Origin of the sequence: Actinoplanes sp. CA-051413, assembly GCF_050955795.1 — a bacterium.
Lineage (GTDB): Bacteria > Actinomycetota > Actinomycetes > Mycobacteriales > Micromonosporaceae > Actinoplanes.
Genome location: NZ_CP192100.1, coordinates 632,184 through 652,259, shown reverse-complemented (window position 1 = coordinate 652,259; position 20,076 = coordinate 632,184). Strand labels below are relative to the sequence as shown.

Annotated in this window: 18 protein-coding genes; 4 read left to right on the top strand and 14 right to left on the bottom strand. The window is 71.8% G+C overall.

Translation table 11 applies throughout. The features are described 5' to 3' along the window. Positions 1-49 precede the first annotated feature (49 nt). On the top strand, positions 50-883 hold the full coding sequence (locus ACQP2Y_RS03070) for a TIM barrel protein (RefSeq protein WP_433724370.1): 834 nt from the start codon (positions 50-52) through the stop codon (positions 881-883). Here the strand turns inward: ACQP2Y_RS03070 and ACQP2Y_RS03065 are convergent. The 4 genes from ACQP2Y_RS03065 to ACQP2Y_RS03050 form a co-directional block, all read right to left on the bottom strand. Next, on the bottom strand, positions 863-1,381 hold the full coding sequence (locus ACQP2Y_RS03065; protein WP_433724368.1) for a pyridoxamine 5'-phosphate oxidase family protein: 519 nt from the start codon (positions 1,379-1,381) through the stop codon (positions 863-865). The genes ACQP2Y_RS03070 and ACQP2Y_RS03065 overlap by 21 nt on opposite strands. After that, positions 1,378-2,580, bottom strand: coding sequence for an RNA polymerase sigma factor (locus tag ACQP2Y_RS03060; protein WP_433724366.1), 1,203 nt, complete (start codon positions 2,578-2,580; stop codon positions 1,378-1,380). Before ACQP2Y_RS03060 ends, ACQP2Y_RS03065 begins: the two co-directional genes overlap by 4 nt. After that, a complete protein-coding gene (locus tag ACQP2Y_RS03055) occupies positions 2,581-2,916 on the bottom strand; it encodes a YciI family protein (RefSeq protein ID WP_433724364.1) in 336 nt (111 codons plus the stop codon). It lies immediately after the preceding gene. An 81-nt stretch (positions 2,917-2,997) separates the two neighbouring features. After that, positions 2,998-4,035 carry a LacI family DNA-binding transcriptional regulator gene (locus ACQP2Y_RS03050; protein WP_433724362.1) on the bottom strand — a complete coding sequence of 346 codons (1,038 nt, stop codon included), beginning with the start codon at positions 4,033-4,035 and terminating at the stop codon, positions 2,998-3,000. Positions 4,036-4,108: 73 nt separating this feature from the next. Between ACQP2Y_RS03050 and ACQP2Y_RS03045 the strand changes: the two genes are divergently transcribed. The 3 genes from ACQP2Y_RS03045 to ACQP2Y_RS03035 all read left to right on the top strand — a co-directional run bounded on the left by ACQP2Y_RS03045 (position 4,109) and on the right by ACQP2Y_RS03035 (position 8,610). Further along, entirely contained in the window at positions 4,109-5,224 is a 1,116-nt protein-coding gene (locus tag ACQP2Y_RS03045; protein WP_433724360.1) for a phytanoyl-CoA dioxygenase family protein, read from the top strand. A 177-nt stretch (positions 5,225-5,401) separates the two neighbouring features. Continuing rightward, positions 5,402-6,862 carry an adenosylhomocysteinase gene (gene ahcY, locus ACQP2Y_RS03040; RefSeq protein ID WP_433724358.1) on the top strand — a complete coding sequence of 487 codons (1,461 nt, stop codon included), beginning with the start codon at positions 5,402-5,404 and terminating at the stop codon, positions 6,860-6,862. An 86-nt stretch (positions 6,863-6,948) separates the two neighbouring features. After that, complete coding sequence (locus ACQP2Y_RS03035; protein ID WP_433724356.1) at positions 6,949-8,610, top strand: Na+/H+ antiporter; 1,662 nt, start codon at positions 6,949-6,951, stop codon at positions 8,608-8,610. 21 nt (positions 8,611-8,631) lie between these two features. Here ACQP2Y_RS03035 and ACQP2Y_RS03030 read toward each other — a convergent pair whose 3' ends face one another. Genes ACQP2Y_RS03030 through ACQP2Y_RS02985 form a run of 10 tightly spaced genes read right to left on the bottom strand, consistent with a single transcriptional unit; the run spans position 8,632 to position 20,053 of the window. Then, the gene (locus tag ACQP2Y_RS03030; RefSeq protein ID WP_433724354.1) at positions 8,632-10,230 is read right to left on the bottom strand and encodes an ABC transporter permease; all 1,599 of its coding nucleotides are present in this window, start codon (positions 10,228-10,230) and stop codon (positions 8,632-8,634) included. After that, on the bottom strand, positions 10,227-11,117 hold the full coding sequence (locus ACQP2Y_RS03025) for an ABC transporter ATP-binding protein (protein WP_433724352.1): 891 nt from the start codon (positions 11,115-11,117) through the stop codon (positions 10,227-10,229). Before ACQP2Y_RS03025 ends, ACQP2Y_RS03030 begins: the two co-directional genes overlap by 4 nt. A 1-nt stretch (position 11,118) precedes the next feature. Continuing rightward, complete coding sequence (locus ACQP2Y_RS03020; protein ID WP_433724350.1) at positions 11,119-11,739, bottom strand: TetR/AcrR family transcriptional regulator; 621 nt, start codon at positions 11,737-11,739, stop codon at positions 11,119-11,121. A 32-nt stretch (positions 11,740-11,771) separates the two neighbouring features. Then, on the bottom strand, positions 11,772-12,413 hold the full coding sequence (locus ACQP2Y_RS03015) for a hypothetical protein (RefSeq protein WP_433724348.1): 642 nt from the start codon (positions 12,411-12,413) through the stop codon (positions 11,772-11,774). 35 nt (positions 12,414-12,448) lie between these two features. Continuing rightward, positions 12,449-13,870 carry an arabinose isomerase gene (locus ACQP2Y_RS03010; protein WP_433724346.1) on the bottom strand — a complete coding sequence of 474 codons (1,422 nt, stop codon included), beginning with the start codon at positions 13,868-13,870 and terminating at the stop codon, positions 12,449-12,451. Beyond that, positions 13,867-14,463 (bottom strand): LutC/YkgG family protein, encoded by a 597-nt coding sequence (locus ACQP2Y_RS03005; RefSeq protein WP_433724344.1) that lies wholly within the window; start codon positions 14,461-14,463, stop codon positions 13,867-13,869. Before ACQP2Y_RS03005 ends, ACQP2Y_RS03010 begins: the two co-directional genes overlap by 4 nt. After that, positions 14,460-15,878 carry a lactate utilization protein B gene (locus ACQP2Y_RS03000; protein ID WP_433724342.1) on the bottom strand — a complete coding sequence of 473 codons (1,419 nt, stop codon included), beginning with the start codon at positions 15,876-15,878 and terminating at the stop codon, positions 14,460-14,462. Before ACQP2Y_RS03000 ends, ACQP2Y_RS03005 begins: the two co-directional genes overlap by 4 nt. Beyond that, entirely contained in the window at positions 15,875-16,612 is a 738-nt protein-coding gene (locus ACQP2Y_RS02995; RefSeq protein ID WP_433724340.1) for a (Fe-S)-binding protein, read from the bottom strand. Before ACQP2Y_RS02995 ends, ACQP2Y_RS03000 begins: the two co-directional genes overlap by 4 nt. Before the next feature lies 1 nt (position 16,613). After that, positions 16,614-18,026 (bottom strand): rhamnulokinase, encoded by a 1,413-nt coding sequence (locus ACQP2Y_RS02990; protein ID WP_433724338.1) that lies wholly within the window; start codon positions 18,024-18,026, stop codon positions 16,614-16,616. Further along, positions 18,023-20,053 carry a bifunctional aldolase/short-chain dehydrogenase gene (locus ACQP2Y_RS02985; protein ID WP_433724336.1) on the bottom strand — a complete coding sequence of 677 codons (2,031 nt, stop codon included), beginning with the start codon at positions 20,051-20,053 and terminating at the stop codon, positions 18,023-18,025. Before ACQP2Y_RS02985 ends, ACQP2Y_RS02990 begins: the two co-directional genes overlap by 4 nt. Between the last annotated feature and the right edge of the window lie 23 nt (positions 20,054-20,076).

The window sequence follows — 20,076 nt, the reverse complement described above, 5'->3', positions numbered from 1 at the left end:
AGCTCATTCTCAGCGTGAGCGAAGTGGCGAGCGAAGTGAGGAGCGCAGCATGAAGATCGCCGGAGCGCCCATCTCCTGGGGCGTCTGTGAGGTGCCGGGCTGGGGACACCAGCTGAGCCCGGACCGGGTCCTGCGGGAGATGCGCGAGGTGGGCCTGACCGCGACGGAGTTCGGCCCGGACGGCTTCCTGCCCTCCGACGAGCTCCTGCGGGAGCTGGGTCTGCGCGCGGTCGGCGGCTTCGTACCGGTGGTCCTGCACGACCCGGCGCACGAGCCGGTGCTGGACCTCGACCGGTTCGTGGCCGCCGGGGCGGACACCGTGGTGCTGGCCGCGGCCACCGGTCAGGAGGGTTACGACGCCCGGCCCGAGCTGAACGCCGCCGGCTGGCAGCGGTTGCTCACCAATCTCGACAAGCTCGACGCCCAGGCCCGGGAGCGCGGCCTCACCGCGGTGCTGCACCCGCACGTCGGCACGATGGTGGAGCAGACCGCCGAGGTGCAGCGGGTTCTGGACGGCAGCAGCATCGGGCTCTGCCTGGACACCGGGCACCTGCTGATTGGCGGCACCGATCCGGTGGCGCTGGCCCGGTCCGCCGGTGACCGGATCGCTCACGTGCACGCCAAGGACGTCGACGACAGCATCGCCGCGCAGGTCCGGTCCGGCCGGCGCACCTACACCGACGCCGTGGACGCGGGCATGTACCGGCCGATCGGCGACGGGGACGTGGACTTCGTCGCGGTCGCGTCGGCGCTGCGGCGCTACGACTACGACGGCTGGTGGGTGCTCGAGCAGGACACGATCCTGCGGGCGGAGCCGGTGGGCGAGGGCCCGGTGGCCGACGTACGCCGCAGCGCCGACCGGCTACGCGAGATCCTCGGCTGAGGGGAAGCGGTACCTGGTCTGCGTGTACGGCCCCTTGCCGAAGGAGAGCACCTTCGCGGGCCGGATCCCGTACACCAGCCCGTTGCGCCCGGCCGGGTCCCGGAAGGCGTCCTCGCCCACCCCGAAGTCCCAGTCCAGTTTGGACTTCCAGAGCGCCGCGAGCTCCCGCAGCCGGCCCGGCTCGGTGACCCGGACGGCGACGCCCTCGACCACCACGTCCAGCCCGCCGTGCAGCGCGCTGGTGCCGGTGGACAGCACGCAGGCCGGGTTGCGGGCCAGGTTCTTCGCCTTCTGCTCCTGGTCGCCGGTGCAGATGTGCAGCACACCGCGGTCCCAGATCGCCGGAAGCGGGGTGACGTGCGGGCGGCCGTCGGCGCGGACGGTCGACAGGAAGAACATCTCCGACGTCGTCAGCACCCGCTCGACGTCGGCCCACGGCACCGCCGGGGCGCCCGGCTCGCTGAAGTCACCGTTGTATTCGACGGTCGGTGTGGTCATGGTTCCTCGTCTCGGGATAGTTCCTCGGCGCGGGTCAGCAGGGCCCGTCGCACGGGTCCGGCCGGTGCGGCCGCGGCGGCCTGCTCGAAGAGCATCACTGCCCGGCCGGTGTCCCCGGCCCGGGCGGTCAGGTCGGCCTCCGCGGCTATGGCGTACGGGTACCCGTCCAGCGCCCCACCGACCCCCGCCTCGGCCAGCAGCCGCAGTCCGGCCACCGGCTCGTACGCGTACCCGTGGGCCACCGCCCGGTTGAGTGCCACCACCGGTGTCGGCAGCAGCGAGAACAATTGGTCGTAGAGGGCGGCGACGGCCGGCCAGTCGGTCGGCGTCGTGGCGTGGCAGGCGGCGATGCGGGCCTGCAACGCGTACGGGCCGGTGGTCGCCGGCAGCAGCGCGAGCGCCTCGGCGATGGCCGCGTGGTCCCAGAGTGACCGGTCCTGCTGGTCCAATGTACGCAGATTGCCGTCGTCGTCACGGCGCGCGGCCCGCCGGGAGTGCTGGAGCAGGCACAACGCCAGCAGCCCGGTGATCTCCGGCTCCCCCGGCATCAGCTCGGCGAGCAGCCGGGTCAGCCGGATCGCCTCCTCGGCGAAGGCCGGCTCCCCGTCGGCGTCGTAACCCCGGGTGAACAGCAGATACAGCACCGCCAGGACGCCGGGCAGCCGCTCGGCCAGCGCCGCCCCGGCCGGCACCCGGTACGGGATACCGGCCGTGGCGATCTTGGCCTTGGCCCGGGTCAGCCGGCGCGTCATGGTCGACTCGGTGACCAGGAAGGCGCTCGCGATGTCCGCGGTCGGCACCCCGGCGATGGTCCGCAGGGTCAGCGCGACCCGGGCCTCCAGCGCCAGCGCGGGATGGCAACAGGTGAAGATCAGCCGCAGCCGGTCGTCCACGACTTCCTCCCCCTCGTCCTCCCGCCCGGCGGGCTCGGTCAGCAGAGCCAGTTCCTGGAGCTTGCGGCGTTCGACGGTCGCGCGCCGCAGCACGTCCAGCGCACGGTTGCGCGCGACCGTCATCAGCCATCCGCCCGGGTTCGCCGGCACCCCGTCCTGCGGCCAGCGTTCGAGGGCCATCGTCAGCGCCTCCTGGGCGCAGTCCTCGGCCAGGGTCCAGTCGCCGGTGATCCGGATCAACGCGGCGACGATCCGGGGGTACGAATCCGCACCCGAGTCGGCGACTACCTGCCCAAGGTCCGGCATTCAGCTGTCCAGGTCCACGAACGGCCGCAGCTCCAGCCGGCCGCTGTAGGCCATCGGGTGCTTGCGGGCGACCTCGATCGCCTCGTCCAGGTCGGCACACTCCAGGATGTCGAAGCCCACGATGACCTCCTTGGTCTCGGCGAACGGGCCGTCGGAGACGAGCAGGTCACCGCCGCGTACCCGGACCGTCGTGGCCGCCGCGGGCGAGCCGAGCACGCTGCCCTCCACCCGCCGGCCGGCGGCGTCGTTCTCGGCCACCCAGGCCTCGATGTCGGGCACCAGCGACTCGTCGGTCTCGGGCTCGGTGTCGGTGCAGACGAACATCATGAACTTCATCTCGGGGTTCTCCTCTTCTTCGTGATCTCACCACGGTGACGAACGGGGACCACGGTTCCGGACAGCCGGACGAAGAAAACTTCAGAATTCTGCGGGCGGGGCGTTGTGCGGCGTGATCACCTGGATCGCCGACGGGTTCGAGCGCACCGGCCCGGGCAGCGCGCCCTGCGCCTGCATCACCACCTGGCAGGCACGACGCAGGTCCTGGCGCAGGTCGTGGTGCAGCACGGCGGAGAGCCGGCGCTCGCGCAGCAACGCCGTGTTCTCCCCGTCCAGGTCGTGCGCGACGAACACGTCGTAGGGACGCCGCTGCCGGTCGAAGGCGTCGACCACCGCGGCGTTGCCGCCGGCGCCGGCATAGAGCGAATAGACCGCGCGGACCGCCGGGTGGGCGGCGAGGACCTCCCGGGTGCCGATGTGTACGGCGTCAGCCCGGTCCTCCTCGTCCACGACCTCCAGCAGCCGGCGCCCCGCGTTACGCGCGCGCATCTCGGCCCGGAAGCCCATCTCCCGCTCGTCCTCACCCCGGAACGAACCGTGCCCGCGTACCACCAGCACGTCCCCGGCCCGGTCCGCGAGCCATTGCTGCACCAGGTAGGCAGCCGTGGCACCGGCCGCGCGGTTGTCGATGCCCACGTACGCGGCCCGGGCGCTGGTCGGCAGGTCCGTCACCAGGGTCACGACCGGCGTGCCGCGTCCGGTCAGCCGGGTCACCGCGGCCACCACCTCGGGCACGTCCGGGGCCTTGAGGATGACGCCGTGCGAGCCCTTGCGGATCACCCGGTCCAGCACGCCGACGAGGTCCCCGACCGACGGGCTGTCCAGGAAGTGGAAGCGGGACCGGATGACGGCGGGACGCAGCGCGGGCAACTCGGCCTCGAGGGCGGCGCGCACGGCGGTGCAGAACCGCTGCGGGGCCTGCACGACAACGTCGACCATGAACGTGCGGCCGCCGAGGCGCAGCTGCGACTGCTGCCGGTCCAGGTCGGCGATGGCCTGCTCGACCTCGCGGACCGTGCTCGCCCGGACCCCGCCCCGGGAGTGCAGCACCCGGTCGACCGTGGCGGGGCTCAGCCCGGACTGGGCGGCGATCTCGCGGATCCGGTACGGGTGCTTCACCCCGTACACGATGAGGGTTTTTTGAGGGGTTCTCAAGGGTTTCTGAGGTGGTCGGCGGGCCTAGCCTGCCGATATGACTACCTGGTTCGCGGCGGCCGACTGCCGCCTCGCCGACTTCCGGGCCCTGGTCGAGCAGGCGACCGACCGGGCCGACTACCCGCACGCCGCCCAGGTGCGGCAGAACGTGCTGATCTACGAGCCGGACATCCACGCCGCCGACCGCCGCGAGGGGCAGTCCGAGCTGGCCCGCGCGCTGCTCGACGGCCCCGGCATCGTGGTCTTCCGGGGCGCGTTCGACCCGGCCGTGGTGGACCGCGCCACCGCGGTCTTCACCGCGATGATCGAGGAGCAGAAGGCGGCCGGGGTGGTCGGCGGCGACCACTTCGCCAAGCCGGGCGCCAACGACCGGGTCTGGGGTGCGCTGGACAAGTTCGCCCTGCGGGATCCGGCGGCGTTCGCCGACTACTACGCCAACGACACCCTCGCGCTGGTCTCGTCGGCCTGGCTGGGCCGCGGCTACCAGGTCACCTCCCAGATCAACGTGGTGAACCCGGGCGGGCAGGCCCAGGTGGCGCACCGCGACTACCACCTCGGCTTCATGAGCCGCGAGCAGGCCGAAAGCTATCCGGCGCACCTCCATCAGCTCTCCCCCGCGCTGACGTTGCAGGGTGCGGTCGCGCACGTCGACATGCCGGAGGAGACCGGCCCGACGCTGTACCTGCCGCACTCGCAGAAGTACCCGCCCGGCTATGTCGCCTTCCACCTGGCCGAGTTCACCGCCTACTTCGAGGCCAACTACGTGCAGCTGCCGCTGGAGAAGGGCGACGCGGTGTTCTTCAACCCGGCGCTGTTCCACGGCGCGGGCACCAACCGCAGCGCGGACGTCCGCCGGATGGCGAACCTGCTGCAGGTGTCCTCGGCGTTCGGCCGGGCCATGGAAACCGTGGACCGGACCGCCATGTGCCACGCGCTCTATCCGGTGCTGCGCGGCTTCACCGCGAACGTGGCGAACGTGGTCGCGGCGGCGGCCGAGGGCTACGCGTTCCCCACGAACCTGGACCGTGACCAGCCGATCGGCGGGCTGGCCCCGCAGACCCAGGCAGAGCTGCTGCGGCAGGCCCTGACCGAGGAGTGGGACACGCCACAATTTACCCAGGCCCTGCTTGACCAGCAGGAACGCCGGGTCTGAGGAATCCGGGCTCAGCAGCGATCTTGGGGCTCGGACGCTATGGTGGGACGAGCGCCCGAAAGCGGCGCGAGCCCCGGGTCGAGAGGCGCTGCGACGGAGTCCACGGACATCCGCCACGCTCGGCCCCTCGGGTCACAGACGCAAGGGCGCCTCCCGATGAGGGGGGTGCCCTTCTTCATGAACAATCGTCTCCAGCAGCGCAACGGCCTTGACTTCGCCGTTGCCGACCTGTCGCTGGCCGCGTTCGGCCGCCACCAGATGCGTCTGGCCGAGCACGAGATGCCGGGCCTGATGTCGATCCGCGCCGAGTACGCCGACACCAAGCCGCTGCGCGGCGCGCGCATCGCCGGCTCGCTGCACATGACCATCCAGACGGCCGTGCTGATCGAGACCCTCGTGGCTCTCGGCGCCGACGTCCGCTGGGTCTCCTGCAACATCTTCTCGACCCAGGACGAGGCCGCCGCGGCCGTCGTCGTGGGCCCCGAGGGCACGGTCGAGGCGCCCACCGGCACCCCGGTCTTCGCCTGGAAGGGCGAGACGCTGGAGGAGTACTGGTGGTGCACCGAGCAGCTGTTCACCTTCGGTGACGGCCTCGGCCCCAACATGATCCTCGACGACGGCGGCGACGCCACCCTGCTCGTGCACAAGGGCCGGGAGTTCGAGCTGGCCGGTGCCGTCCCGGCGACCACCGACGAGGACAGCCACGAATACACGATCATCCTCGACACCCTGCGCCGCAGCCTGGCGTCGGACTCCCAGCGGTTCACCAAGATCGCCGACGGGATCAAGGGCGTCACCGAGGAGACCACCACCGGCGTCGCCCGGCTCTACAAGTTCGCCAAGACCGGCGAGCTGCTCTTCCCGGCGATCAACGTCAACGACTCGGTCACCAAGAGCAAGTTCGACAACAAGTACGGCATCCGGCACTCGCTGGTCGACGGCCTGAACCGGGCCACCGACGTCATGCTCGGCGGCAAGCTCGCCGTGGTCTGCGGCTACGGTGACGTCGGCAAGGGCTCGGCCGAGACGCTGCGCGGCCAGGGTGCCCGCGTCGTCGTCACCGAGATCGACCCGATCTGCGCGCTGCAGGCGGCCATGGACGGCATGCAGGTCGTCCGGATCGAGGACGTCGTCGCCCAGGCCGACCTGTTCATCACCACCACCGGTGGCCAGGACATCATCACGCCGGAGCACATGGCGCAGATGAAGCACAACGCCATCGTCGGCAACGTCGGCCACTTCGACGACGAGATCGACATGGCCGGCCTGGCCAAGGTCCCGGGCATCGAGAAGGTCGAGATCAAGCCGCAGGTGCACGAGTGGCGCTTCCCGGACGGTCACGCCGTGATCGTGCTCTCCGAGGGCCGCCTGATGAACCTGGGCAACGCCACCGGGCACCCGAGCTTCGTGATGTCGAACTCCTTCACCAACCAGGTGATGGCCCAGATCGAGCTCTGGACCAAGCCGGAGGCGTACGACAAGCAGGTCTACGTGCTGCCGAAGCACCTGGACGAGAAGGTCGCGCGGCTGCACCTGGACGCGCTCGGCGTCCGGCTCACCACGCTGACCAAGAAGCAGGCGGAATACCTCGGCATCGACGTCGAGGGCCCGTACAAGCCGGACCACTACCGGTACTGACCGATCGACGGCCCGGGTCTCTCCGCTCGGCGGGAGACCCGGGCCACCGTCGATCATGAGCGCGCGATCGGCCGCCGTCCGGGAGAATGTGCCGGGTGAAAGTCGAGACGACGTTGCTGTTCATCCTGGCCGGTGTCGCCGTGGTGGTCGCGATGCGCTGGGTCGCCGGTAAGACCGGCCTGCCCGCCGCCGCCCTCCTGACGGTCACCGGAATCCTTTACGCCGTCCTGCCCGGTCCCAACATCGAGCTGGACCCCCACCTGGTCCTGACTCTCATCCTGCCGCCGCTGCTCTACAACGCGGCGCTGGACTCCTCACTGGTCGACATCCGGCGCAACCTGCGCACTGTGATCAGCCTCTCCGTGGTGCTGGTGTTGCTCACCGCCGTGCTCATCGGCTACGGCTTCAGCCTGTTCGTGGCCGGCGCCACGCTCGCCGCCGGCGTCGCGGTGGGCGCCGCGGTGGCGCCGCCCGATCCGGTGGCCGCGCTCGCGATCGGCAAGCGGATCGGCCTGCCCCGCAACATCGTCACCCTGATCCAGGGTGAGGGCCTGCTCAACGACGCCACCGCGCTGACCCTGCTCAGCGTCGCGCTGGCCGCCGCCTCCAACGGCAGCTTCTCCATCACGTCCGCGGTGGGCGAGTTCGTCATCATGGCGGTCGGCGGGGTCATCGCCGGGATCCTGGTCGCCTACGCGGTCCGGGCCGCCCGTCGGCTCATGCAGGACCCGCTGATCGCCAACGCCATCTCGCTCGGCACGCCGTTCGTGGCGTACCTGCTGGCCGAGCGGGTGCACGTCTCCGGTGTGCTGGCCGTGGTGGTGGCCGGGCTGATCGTCGGGCACGACATGCCCAGGATGAGCTCGGGCGCGAGCCGGCTGCAGGTCAGCGCGGTCTGGCGGCTGGTCGACTTCCTGCTGGAGGGACTGGTCTTCCTGATGATCGGCCAGCAGCTGCCGGCCGTGGTCCGGGGCCTGTCGCAGTACGAGACCTCCACGATCGTCATCGCGGTGTCCATCTCCGTCGGCGTGGTGCTGCTGCTGCGCCCGCTGTTCCTGGTGCTGACCCAGATGCTGCCGATCTCGCTGCACACCCGCCTCGGCGGCACCAGCGACGAGACCGAGCAGCGCGGCAAGGAACGGGAACGCCGGCTCAACGGCAAGGAGATCACGGCGCTGAGCTGGGCCGGCACCCGCGGGGTCATCACCCTGGCGGCGATCTTCACGGTGCCGCTCACCCTGCGCGACGGCTCGCCGTTCCCGGACCGGGACCTGCTGCTGTTCTGCGCGTTCGTCGTGGTGCTGGTGACGCTGGTCGGCCAGGGCGTCACTTTCGCCCCGCTGGTGCGGCTGCTCGGGCTGCGCGCCAACGAGGCCGACAAGGTACGGCTACGCAACGAGGCCCGCTCGGCGTCGGTGCAGGCGGCCCTGGACCGGCTCGACGAGATCGACCACGAGAAGCACGACGACATCGAGGACCACGCCATCGAGACGGTACGCAAGCAGCTCGGCCTCCGGATGGATCGCTACCGCCGCCGGCTGGACCTGCTCGACCAGTCCGACTCGGACGAGGTCCCGGTGTCCCCGCAGTACGAGGCCGGGCTGCGGGTGCGCCGGGCGGTGATCGACGCCCAGCGGGAGGAACTGCTGCGCTGGCGGGACGCGGACCGGCTCTCCGACGAGGGTCTGCGGGTGCTGGAACGCGAGCTCGACTTCGAGGAACGCCTGCTCCCCGACCGGCCCCGCTGACGGAGCCGGACGGAGAGTGGATCAGGTGGTGGGCACGTCGCGGCGGCGGAAGCCGGCCAGGCCGGCGGCGCCCACCACCGCCGCGACCAGCGTCAGCACCACGAAGGGCGTGGCGGTGGCGTGCCCGCCCGGCAGGTGCGGGATGTGGGTGAACGGCGAGAGGTCCAGCACCCACTGAGACAGCTGGAGGGCGGCCCCGACCAGCAGCACGAGCAGGCACGCCGCGACCGCACCCCAGGCGACCGGGGCGAGCCTCGGCAGCAGGCCGAAGAGCCCGACCGCCACGGCGGCCAGCACCCAGACCGCGGGCACCTGGGCGAGCACACCACCCAGCATCGCGGCGACCTGGCCGCCCACGTCACCGGACGCCAGCCCGTGCACCACCCCGGCGACCGCGCCACTCACGACCAGCGCGAGGACCGGCCCCAGGAAGGCGAACACCAGGTGGCTCGCCAGCCAGCGCAGCCGGCTCACGCCGGTTGTCAGCACCAGCTCCGCGGACCCGGCACCCTCCTCGTCGCGTACCCGGAGCAGCGCCTGCACGGCGTAGGCCGCGGCGATCAGTCCCAGGATGCCGGTGACCCCGGCGAGGTAGCTGTCGACCGCGCCCGAGGCGCCGCCCAGCCGGGCGAAGACATCGGCCAGCTCGGGACTGTCGTTGACCAGGTCGGCGACGCTCTGCGCGACGGCACCGAAGACGAGGCCGAGCAGCGCGAAGCCGGTCACCCAGCCGATCAGCATGCCGCGGTGCAACCGCCAGGCCAGCGCCAGCGGGGAACGCAGCCCGGGGGCAGCGACCGCCGGGCCGGGGCGGTCGGGCAGCACCCCGGCACCGACGTCGCGGTGCGCGGCCAGGAACACGGCAGCCCCGACGAGCAGGGCACTGAGCCCGACAGCGGGGACGATCGGCCACCACACGTCCGCGCCGTACGGGAACATGTGCTGGACCCAGCCGATCGGCGAGAGCCAGGACAGCCAGCCGGTCGCGCCGTCGCCGATGTCGCTGACGTCGCCGGCCAGGCGCAGCACGTACGCGATGCCCAGCGCGACCAGCGCGAGCGAGCGCGCCGACCGTGCGCCCCCGGCCAGCTGGGCGCAGACCGCGGCGACGGCGGCGAACATGCAGCCGGCCAGCGCGAATTCGAGCGCCATCAGCACCGAGCCGGTGACCGGCAGCCCCTGGGAGATCATCACCGGCGCCTGGATCAGGGCCAGCACCGCGTTGGCGCCGAAGGCCACGATCAGCGCCGCGAACAGCCCGGCGTGCCGCGAGACCGCGGCGGCCCCGATCAGCTCGGTGCGTCCGGCCTCCTCATCCGTACGGGTGTGCCGGATGACCGTGAGCACGCTGAACAGCGCCACCAGCACCGGGATGAAGCCGCCCCGCCAGGCGACCAGTTCGCCGAGACCGGTGCCGTGCAGCGGGCCGTAGAGCGCGACGAAACCGGCGTTGCCCGCGCTGACCCGGGCGTATCCGATGCGTTCCGCGTCGGTCGGGAACAACGCCTCGAAGGACGAGACGTAGAGGGCGGGGATCAGCGCCAGCGGCACCACCCAGAGCGGCAGCAGCACCCGGTCGCGGCGCAGGATCAGCCGGATGAGCTGCCCGGTGCCGGTCATCGCGCCGGCTCCCGGTACTGCCGGAGGAACAGCTCCTCCAGGGTCGGTGGCTGGCTGACCAGGCTGCGCACGCCCACCCCGACCAGCTTGCGCAAAGCCGGGTCGAGCGCGTCGGCGTCCACGTCGAAGTGCACCCGGCCCGCCTCGGTGCGCAGGTCGTGCACGCCCGGCAGGGTGGCCAGCCCGTCGACCGGCCCGATCAGCTCCGCCTCGATCGAGGTACGGGTCAGGTGGCGCAGGTCGACCAGCGTGCCGGTCTCCACGGTGCGCCCCTCGCGGATGATGGTGATCCGGTCGCAGAGCGCCTCGACCTCGGACAGGATGTGGCTGGACAGCAGCACGGTCCGGTCGTTGCGGCGTTCGTCGCGGATGACGTCGCGGAACACCTCCTCCATCAACGGGTCCAGCCCGGAGGTCGGCTCGTCCAGGATGAGCAGCTCCACATCGGAGGCCAGCGCGGCGACCAGGGCGACCTTCTGCCGGTTGCCCTTGGAGTAGGCGCGGCCCTTCTTGCGCGGGTCCAGCTCGAACCGCGCCAGCAGCTCGTCGCGGCGCCGCGGATCGAGGCCGCCGCGCAGCCGGCCCAGCAGGTCGATGACCTCGCCACCGGACAGGTTGGGCCAGAGCGTGACGTCGCCCGGCACGTACGCGAGCCGCTTGTGCAGGGCGGTCGCGTCGGCCCACGGATCGCCGCCGAGCAGTGCGGCGCTGCCACCGTCGGCGTGCATGAGACCCAGCAGGATCCGGATGGTGGTGGTCTTGCCGGCGCCGTTGGGCCCGAGGAAGCCGTGCACCTCACCGGTCCGCACGTGCAGGTCCAGGCCGTTCAGGGCCCGGGTGCGCCCGAAGCTCTTGGTGAGCCCCGCGACGCTGATCGCCTCGGTCATGTCATGACTCCTCAGGGACAGTGAGCCGGTCCAGGGCCGCGTACGCCTCGTCGGCCCGGTCGGCATCGAGCAGGGGTTGCGCGAAGATCTCGACGGACGCCCGGAGCATGCGGGCGTGGTGGGCGGGCTCGTCGAGATCGACGTCGAGCACCCGGGAGAGCTGTTCCCGCATGAGGAACATGCCCATCTTCATCGCGACGAGCACGGCCGCGTACGCGCGCGGATCCTTGCTCTTGATCGGCTGGTCGGCCAGCCACAGCTCGCCCGCCTCCACCATCCGCTCGAACATGACCTCGGCCGCGGGCGAACCGTCCATCATGGAGCGCACGAGATAGCGCTGCAGCAGCATCGACTCGGGATGCACCGAACCGACGAAGGCGGCGTCACCGAAGCCGCCCCGCGCCAGTAGTTGCGCGCGCAGGGTGGCCATCCGCTCGGTCGCGAAGTCGTCGCAGGCGTCGCGCAGGCCTTCCTTGGAACCGAAGTGGTGGCGCAGCAGGCCGGAGGACACCGAGGCGGCCTGGGCGATGTCGCGGATCGTCGCCGGCCCGATGCCCTTCTCGGCGAAGAGACGGATGGCCGCGTCCCGGATGCGCGCTCGCGCCGTCAGATCACTACTCACATGTGTAGGTTATTACACACGTGTGTAGTCGCCTAGGGCGGCGGCGCAAGATATTTCCCGGCCCCGACCGTGATCGCCCTTTCCACCGCCGTACGCGGGCTGCTGAGCACCGGGATCGGCAGGTCGGCGAGCAGCTCGGCGGCGGGGGCCATGCTGGCCTGGGCGAGCACGATCACGTCGGCGTCCAGCGTGCGGGCGTGCGCCGCGATCGCCCGCAGGTAACCGGCCTGGTCGCCGGCCTCGAACAGGGCCCAGGCGTCCAGGCAGGGAGCAATCACCACGTCCGCTCCGGCAGCGCACTCCAGCAGCAGCTCCTGGGTCGGCGCGAGGGTGGACTCCACCGCCGCCACCACCGCGATGCGGCCTCCGATCGCGACCGCCCGCTCGGCCATCGGCCGGTCGATCCGCAGCACCGGCACAGCCACCGGGATCCGCTCGGCGTGCCCGCTCAGGGTCGAGCAGGTGCACACGATGACGTCCGGGCCTCGGCCGGCGAGCTCTCGCAGCCGCTCAGCCAGGCGCTCCTCAAGGGCGGCGTCCACGCCGCGCTCCCGGGCGTCGACCAGCAGAGTGGCGTCGACGAGGTGCACATCCTGGTGGCCCCGCTCGGCCACCAGGGCGTGGAACGTCGCGACGTGGACATCGGCGGTGTGCAGGAACCCGATCGTGGTCATGGCCCGAGCATGCCTCCAGGCCGCCGGCGTGGTGCTCAGACCTGCCGGAAGTCGATGCCCAGCAGGCTGGCCGCCGCCTTGTAGTCCGCGGCCCGGTGATCCAGCGACAGGGACCAGTGGTGACCCACGCCGGACGCGCTCCAGTCGTCCACCCATTCGCCCGGGTCCCGGCCGAAGTCGACCCGGCTGGTCGTGTTGCCGATCGCCAGCAGCGGACCCGGCACCACGGTCCCCTCGGCGGCGATGAACGCCAGCGAGCCGTCCCGGTCCTGTCCCAGACCCAGCAGCGTGACCGGGCCGGGCCGTACGTCGAACTCCACGCTGACGCCCCAGCCGCGCTTGCCGTGATAGACGCCCAGCCCGCGCAGCAGCGGGTCGCGGGCGCTGACCGCCAGGTGCGCCGGGCCGTCGTGGCCCATCTCCACCACGTTGTCCTCGAAGTTCAGTGCCTGCAGCTCGCAGAAGGAGCCGCCGGCCCCGACCGCCTGGGTGGCCAGCTGGGCCACGGTCGTCCGCAGCTCGTATTCGCCGGTCGTCGGGATGCCGCGGGCGGTGAGCAGGGACGCACCCAGGATCATGCCGGCGCCGAGACGTTCGTGCTGCTCACCGTCGAGGCCGCGGTGGTAGTAGGCGATGCTGTCCAGCTCGAAGTCGTCGACGAGGCGGTCCAGCGCCACGGAGACGGTCGCACCCCAGGCGAAGTCCTCCTCCCGGACCGTGTCGTCCAGGGTGAAGATCTCCCGGGCCAGGTCCATCCGCTGCTTGGTCTCGGCCTCGGTGACCTTTTCGACGCGCTGGCGCAGGTCGTCGAACTCCAGCACCTCGACGTGCGAGCCGAACGTCACCGGCAGCAGCGTCAGGTCGGTCGAGACGTCCAGCATGCCGGGGTAGAGGTGGCCCATCAGGCCGTGCCGGGCGTGCCGCAGCGCCGCGCGGACGTGCGCGGCCCGGATCCACTGGCCGATCCGCCGCCAGGCCGACTCCTGCCGCAGCCAGCCGGAGACCGACCGGAACGGGATCCCGGCCCGGCGGAACGTGTTGCCCATCTCCGGCACCGGGCACTGCCCGCAGTACGCCAGCCAGGCCCCGGTGTCGAAGGACGCGTGGTCCATCTTCTCGGTCGGCTGCAGGTCGATGACCAGCACCGGGGTGTTGGCGCGCTGAGCGATCGGCAGCACCATCGAGGCGGTCAGGTACGTCGTCAGGAACAGCACGATCAGATCGCAGTCGGCCCGGCGCAGCTGTTCCGCGGCGGCCGCCCCCTCCTGCGCGTCGGAGATGAAGCCGACGTCGGTGACCTCGGCGTCCATGTCCTGGAAGCGCTGTGAGACGTAACGCGCCGACTCCTGCAACTGCGGCAGCAGGTCCGGGAACTGCGGCCAGTACGTGCCCAGGCCACCGGCGACCAGGCCGATCCGGGTCTTGCGCCGCTGCTTGACAGGAAGAAGGTCAGTCATGACGGAGCCTCCGTGAGGATGACGTGCAGGCGGCGCGGGCCGTGGACGCCCTCGACGCGGTTGAGTTCGATGTCGCTGGTGGCCGACGGGCCGCTGATCCAGGTGAGCGGCCGGTGCGGGTCGAGCCGGGTCAGCGCCTCGGGCACCGACGCGACCACCTGGTCCGCGCGGACCACGCAGATGTGCAGGTCCGGTAGCAGGGAGATGATCCGGCGGCCCTGGTCGGGCGAGCCGTCGAGCACGATGGTCCCGGTCTCCGCGACGGCGACCGTGGCCGCGGTCAGCACTCCCCCGGCGACCGCCAGCGTGTCGGCGCTCAGCCCCTCGTCGCGCAGCACCTCGACACCGTCGGGCAGCCACGCGGGATCGATGCCGGGTGGCACGATCAGCGGCGCGGGGGCGAGCGCGGCCACGGTCTCGGCGATCGAGACACCGCGGTGCACGACCGCCTTGTAGTCCTCCAGCCGGTGCACCAGCAGGTCGAGGTCGGCCACCTGGTCACCGCGACGGTAGTCGCGCGGGATCCCGGCCGGCGGCCCGGTGTCGCCGAGCGCGGCCCGGATCCGGCCCAGCATCAGCTCGCGGCTGCTCATCGCTTCGCCCACCAGTCGCGGAAGGTCTCCGGCGGCGGTTCCGGCAGATCCCGGCTGGCGGTCCAGCCGTTCAATGGCGGCGGCAAGCGCCGGCCGGCCAGCTTGCTGAGCTTGGCGGCATGCTGCGCGGCCGCGTAGAGCTTCGGGTGGTCCATCGTGTACGCCGCCGACGCCATCACCGCCTTCTCGGCCCGCGGATGGGGCACCTCGTTGCGCAGGTGCACCAGGATCGTGGGAATGTCGATCTTCACCGGGCAGGCGTCGAAACAGGCACCGCAGAGCGACGACGCGTACGGCAGCGAGGCGTTGTCCTCGACTCCGGTGAGCTGCGGCGACAGCACCGCCCCGATCGGCCCGGGATAGACCGACCCGTACGCGTGCCCGCCGGTCCGCTCGTACACCGGGCATACGTTGAGGCACGCCGAGCAGCGGATGCAGTGCAGCGCCTGGCGGCCCACCTCGTCGGCCAGCACCGCGGTGCGCCCGTTGTCGAGCAGCACCAGGTGGAAGTTCTGCGGGCCGTCGCCCGGCGTCACCCCGGTCCACATCGACGTGTACGGGTTCATCCGCTCCCCGGTCGACGCCCGCGGCAGCAGTTGCAGGAACACCTCGAGGTCCTGCCAGGTCGGCACGAGCTTCTCGATGCCCATGACCGTGATCAGGGTCTCCGGCAGGGTCAGGCACATCCGGCCGTTGCCCTCGGACTCCAGCACCGCCAGCGTCCCGGTCTCCGCGATGGCGAAGTTGGCCCCCGACACGGCGACCTTGGTGCTCAGGAAGGTCTCGCGCAGGTAGCGCCGGGCGGCTCCGGCCAGGATCACCGGTTCGTCGGTCAGCGCCGGGTCGACGCCGGGCATCTCGCGCAGGAAGATCTCGCGGATCTCGGCGCGGTTGCGGTGGATCGCCGGCACCAGGATGTGGCTGGGCTTGTCGTGCCCGAGCTGGACGATGAGCTCGGCCAGGTCGGTCTCCACCGGCTCGATGCCGGCCGCCTCCAGCGCCTCGTTGAGGCCGATCTCCTGGGTGGCCATCGACTTGACCTTGATGACCCGGTCGTGGCCGGTGGCCCGGACCAGCTCCGTGACGATCTGGTTGGCCTCGTTCGCGTCGGCGGCCCAGTGCACGACGCCGCCGGCCGCGGTGACCTTCTCCTCCAGCTGGAGCAGCAGCTCGGGCAGCCGGGCCATGGTGTCGGTCTTGAGCGCCGAGCCGGCCGTACGCAGCTCCTGCCAGTCGGGCAGCTCGGAGATGACCGCGCCGGACTTGGCCCGGATCGTCGCGGTGGCGTGGCCCAGGTTGCGGCGCAGCTGGGCGTTGCCGAGCGCCTTGTGCGCGGCGGCCGGGAACGGCTCGTCGCCGCGCAGGTTGCCCACCCCGCGCGGCGCCGTCGTGGGCATCCCCAGGAACGTGCTCATGTGGTGGCCTCCGTCGCGGCGAGGATCTCGGCGAGATGCACGGTCCGGACGCCCGCGTCGAGCCGGGACAGGCCGCCGCCGATGTGCATCAGGCAGGACGAGTCACCGGCCGTGCAGACCTCCGCGCCGGTGTCGAGCACGTGGCGCATCTTGTCGGCCAGCATCGCGGTCGACGTGTCGGCATTCTTCAGCGCGAAGGTGCCACCGAAGCCGCAGCACTGGTCGGCCGCGGGCAGCTCGATCAGCTCCAGCCCGCGGACGTGGCGCAGCAGCCGCTGCGGCTTGTCGCCGACCCGGATCATCCGCAGCGAGTGGCAGGTCGGGTGGTACGTGACCCGGTGCGGGTAGTACGCCCCGACGTCCTCCACCCCGAGCACGTCCACCAGCAGCTCGGACAGCTCGTACGTCCGCCCGGCGACGTCCTCGGCCCGCGCGGCCAGCCCCTCGTCGCCCGCCGCCCGGGCCACCATGGCGTGCTGATGCCGCACCGACCCGACACACGATCCCGAGGGCGCGACCACCACGTCGTACGGCGCGAACGTGCGCACGTGCCGGCGGACCAGCGGCAGCGCGTCCTTCTGGTAGCCGGTGTTGATGTGCATCTGGCCGCAGCAGGTCTGTCCCGCGGGGAAGACCACCTCGTGGCCCAGCCGCTCCAGCAACTGCACGGTCGCCTTGGCCGCGGCCGGGAACATGGTGTCGGCCAGGCAGGTCACGAACAAGGCAATGCGCATGTCAGGCCTCCAGCCGGCGCTCGACCGCTTGCCACGCGGCTGCGTCGCCGCGCGGTTCGTAGCGCACGATCTGCTGAGTCTCCCGCAGCAGGGCCCGTAGTGCCGAGAGATCACCGTTGATCGTTCCCGCGGCCCGGGCCTGCACGAGCACGTTGCCGAACGCGGTCGCCTCGACCGGCCCGGCCAGCACGGGCAGCCCGCAGGCGTCGGCGGTGAGCTGGCAGAGCAGCTCGTTGCGGGCGCCACCGCCGACGATGTGCACCGCGTCGACGTGCCGCCCGGACAGCTCCTGGGCCTGGCGCACCGCACGACGGTGGGCGAGCGCCAGGCTGTCCAGGATGCACCGCACGACCGCGGCGGGCGAGCCGAACGAGCCGCGGCCGCTGGCCGCGGTGAGCCGGGCGACCATGTCGCCCGGCGGCAGGAACACCGGGTCGTCGAGATCAACAACGGCCTGGAACGCAGGCACGGCCGCAGCCTCGCGCAGCAGCACGGGCAGGTCGGGCGCGCCCCACTCGCGCAGGCACTCCTGCAACGGCCAGAGCCCCATCACGTTGCGCAGATAGCGCACGGTGCCGTCGACGCCGCCCTCGTTGGTGAAGTTCGCCAGCCGGGACGCCTCGGACAGCACCGGCGCGTTCAGCTCGACGCCGACCAACGACCACGTCCCGCAGGAGATGTAGGCGAAACTGTCACCGGCTGCCGGGACGCCCACCACGGCCGAGGCGGTGTCGTGCGAGCCGACCGCGATGACGTCCGGGGTGCCCAGGCCCAGCTCGGGCCGCACCGGGCCGATGACCGTGCCGGGCACGCGCAGCGGCGGGAAGAGAGTGGGCCGGATCCCGAGCGCGGACATCAGTTCTCCGGCCCACCCCCCTGAGCCTAGATCGAGAAGCTGGGTGGTGGAAGCGTTGGTGAATTCCGCTCCCGTTTCGCCGGTCAGCCAGTAGGCCAGCAGGTCCGGGATCATGAGCAGCTGCCGGGCCGCGTCCAGCTGCGGGGTGCCGGCCGCGGCCACCAGCTGGTAGATCGTGTTGAACGGCAGCTTCTGCAGGCCGGTCAGCGCGTACAGCTTGTCCTCGCCGACGACCGCGGCGACCTTGGCGGCCGCGCCCTCGGTGCGGGTGTCCCGGTAGTGCACCGGGTTGCCGAGCAGCGTCCCGGTCGCGTCGAGCAGCCCGTAGTCCACCGCCCACGAGTCGATGCCGATGCCGTCGACCGGCCCGGCGAGGCGCAGACCCTCCAGGACGCCGCGGTACAGCGCGAGGATGTCCCAGTACAGCGTTCCGCCGGCGCGCACCGGCTCGTTGGCGAAACGGTTGACGGCGTCCAGCGACAGCGACCCCGGGCCGACCCGGCCGACCATGACGCGCCCGCTGGACGCGCCCAGGTCAACCGCCGCGAAGGTGTTCACCGCAGGAAGGCCGCCGCCACCCCGGCGTCCACCGGGATGTGCAGGCCGGTCGTGTGCGACAGCTCGCCGCCGGTCAGCACGAACACCGCGTTCGCCACGTGCTCCGGGAGCACCTCGCGCTTGAGCAGCGTGCGCTGGGCGTAGTAGGCGCCGAGCTCGGATTCCGGTACGCCGTACACGGCGGCCCGCTTGGCGCCCCAGCCACCGGCGAAGATGCCGGAGCCGCGGACCACGCCGTCGGGGTTGATGCCGTTGACCCGGATGCCGTGCCCGCCCAGCTCGGCGGCGAGCAGCCGGACCTGGTGCGCCTGGTCAGCCTTGGCCGCGCCGTACGCGACGTTGTTCGGGCCCGCGAACAGCGAGTTCTTGCTGGAGATGTAGACGATGTCGCCGCCCAGCCCCTGCCCGATCATGACGCCGGCGGCGGCCTTGGCGACCAGGAACGAGCCCTTGGCCATGACGTCGTGCTGCAGGTCCCAGTCGGCCTCGGTGGTCTCCAGCAGCGGCTTGGAGATGGACAGCCCGGCGTTGTTGACCACCAGGTCCACCCCGCCGAAGGCCAGCACCGCGTCCCGCAGCGCGGTGCCGACCTGCGTCTCGGAGGTCACGTCGGCGGCCACCGCCACCGCGACGTCCGGGCCGCCGATCTCGGCCGCCACCGCGGTCGCGGCATCGAAGTCCCGGTCCGCCACGACCACGCAGGCGCCTTCGGCGGCGAGCCGCAGCGCGATCGCCTTGCCGATGCCCGAGCCGCCGCCGGTGACGAACGCGATCCGGGTGGCCAGCGGCTTGGGCCTGGGCATCCGCCGGAGCTTGGCTTCTTCCAGCGCCCAGTACTCGATCCGGAACTTCTCCGACTCGTCGATCGGCGCGTAGGTCGAGACCGACTCGGCGCCGTGCATCACGTTGATCGCGTTGACGTAGAACTCGCCGGCCACCCGCGCGGTCTGCTTGTTGGCGCCGAAGCTGAACATGCCGACGCCGGGGACCAGCACGATCGCCGGGTCCGCACCGCGCATGGCCGGGCTGTCCGGGCCGGCGTGCCGCTCGTAGTACGCGCGGTAGTCCTCGCGGTAGGCGGCGTGCAACTCCTTGAGCCGGGCCTCGACCTCCTCCAGCGGGGCGTCCGGCGCGGTGTCCAGCACCAGCGGCTTGACCTTGGTACGCAGGAAGTGGTCCGGGCAGGAGGTGCCCAGCGCGGCCAGCTCGGGCATCCGCTCGCGGCGTACGAAGTCGAGCACGACCTCGCTGTCGGTGTAGTGGCCCACCTGCGGACGGTCGGTGGAGGCGAGACCGCGCACGATCGGGAACAGGGCGGCCGCGCGCTCACGGCGTACCTCATCGGGCAGGGGCTCGTGCACCAGCGGGCCGAACGGCGCCTCACGGCCGTGCGCGGCGATCCACGCCGCGGCGGTGTTGATGATGTCCAGCGAGTTGGCCTCGCACTCGGCGCTGGTGGCGCCCCACGCGGTGATCCCGTGACCGCCGAGCACAACGCCGATGGCCTGCGGATTGGCCCGCTGCACGGCGGCGATGTCGAGGCCGAGCTGGAAACCGGGCCGGCGCCACGGCACCCACAGCACCCGGTCGCCGAAGATCTCCTTGGTCAGCGCCGGGCCGTCGGCCGCGGTCGCCAGCGCGATGCCGGCGTCCGGGTGCAGGTGGTCGACGTGCGGCGCGTCCACCAGGCCGTGCATGGCCGTATCGATCGACGGGGCGGCGCCACCACGGCCGTGCAGGCAGTAGTCGAAGGCGGCCACCATCTCGTCCTCGCGGTCGACGCCGGGGAAGACACCGGCCAGCGCGCGGAGCCGGTCGAGCCGCAGCACCGCGAGGCCGGACTCCTTCAGCGTGCCGAGGTCGCCGCCCGAGCCCTTGACCCAGACCAGCTCGGTCGGCGCGGCGGTGACGGGGTCGATCTCCGTCCCCTTGGCCGAGGTGTTGCCGCCGGCGTAGTTGGTGTTGCGCGGGTCGGCGCCGAGGCGGTTGCTGCGGGCCAGGAGGTCGCTGACTGCGGGGTTAGACATGAGCATCCTTCGCAGGCTGGGCC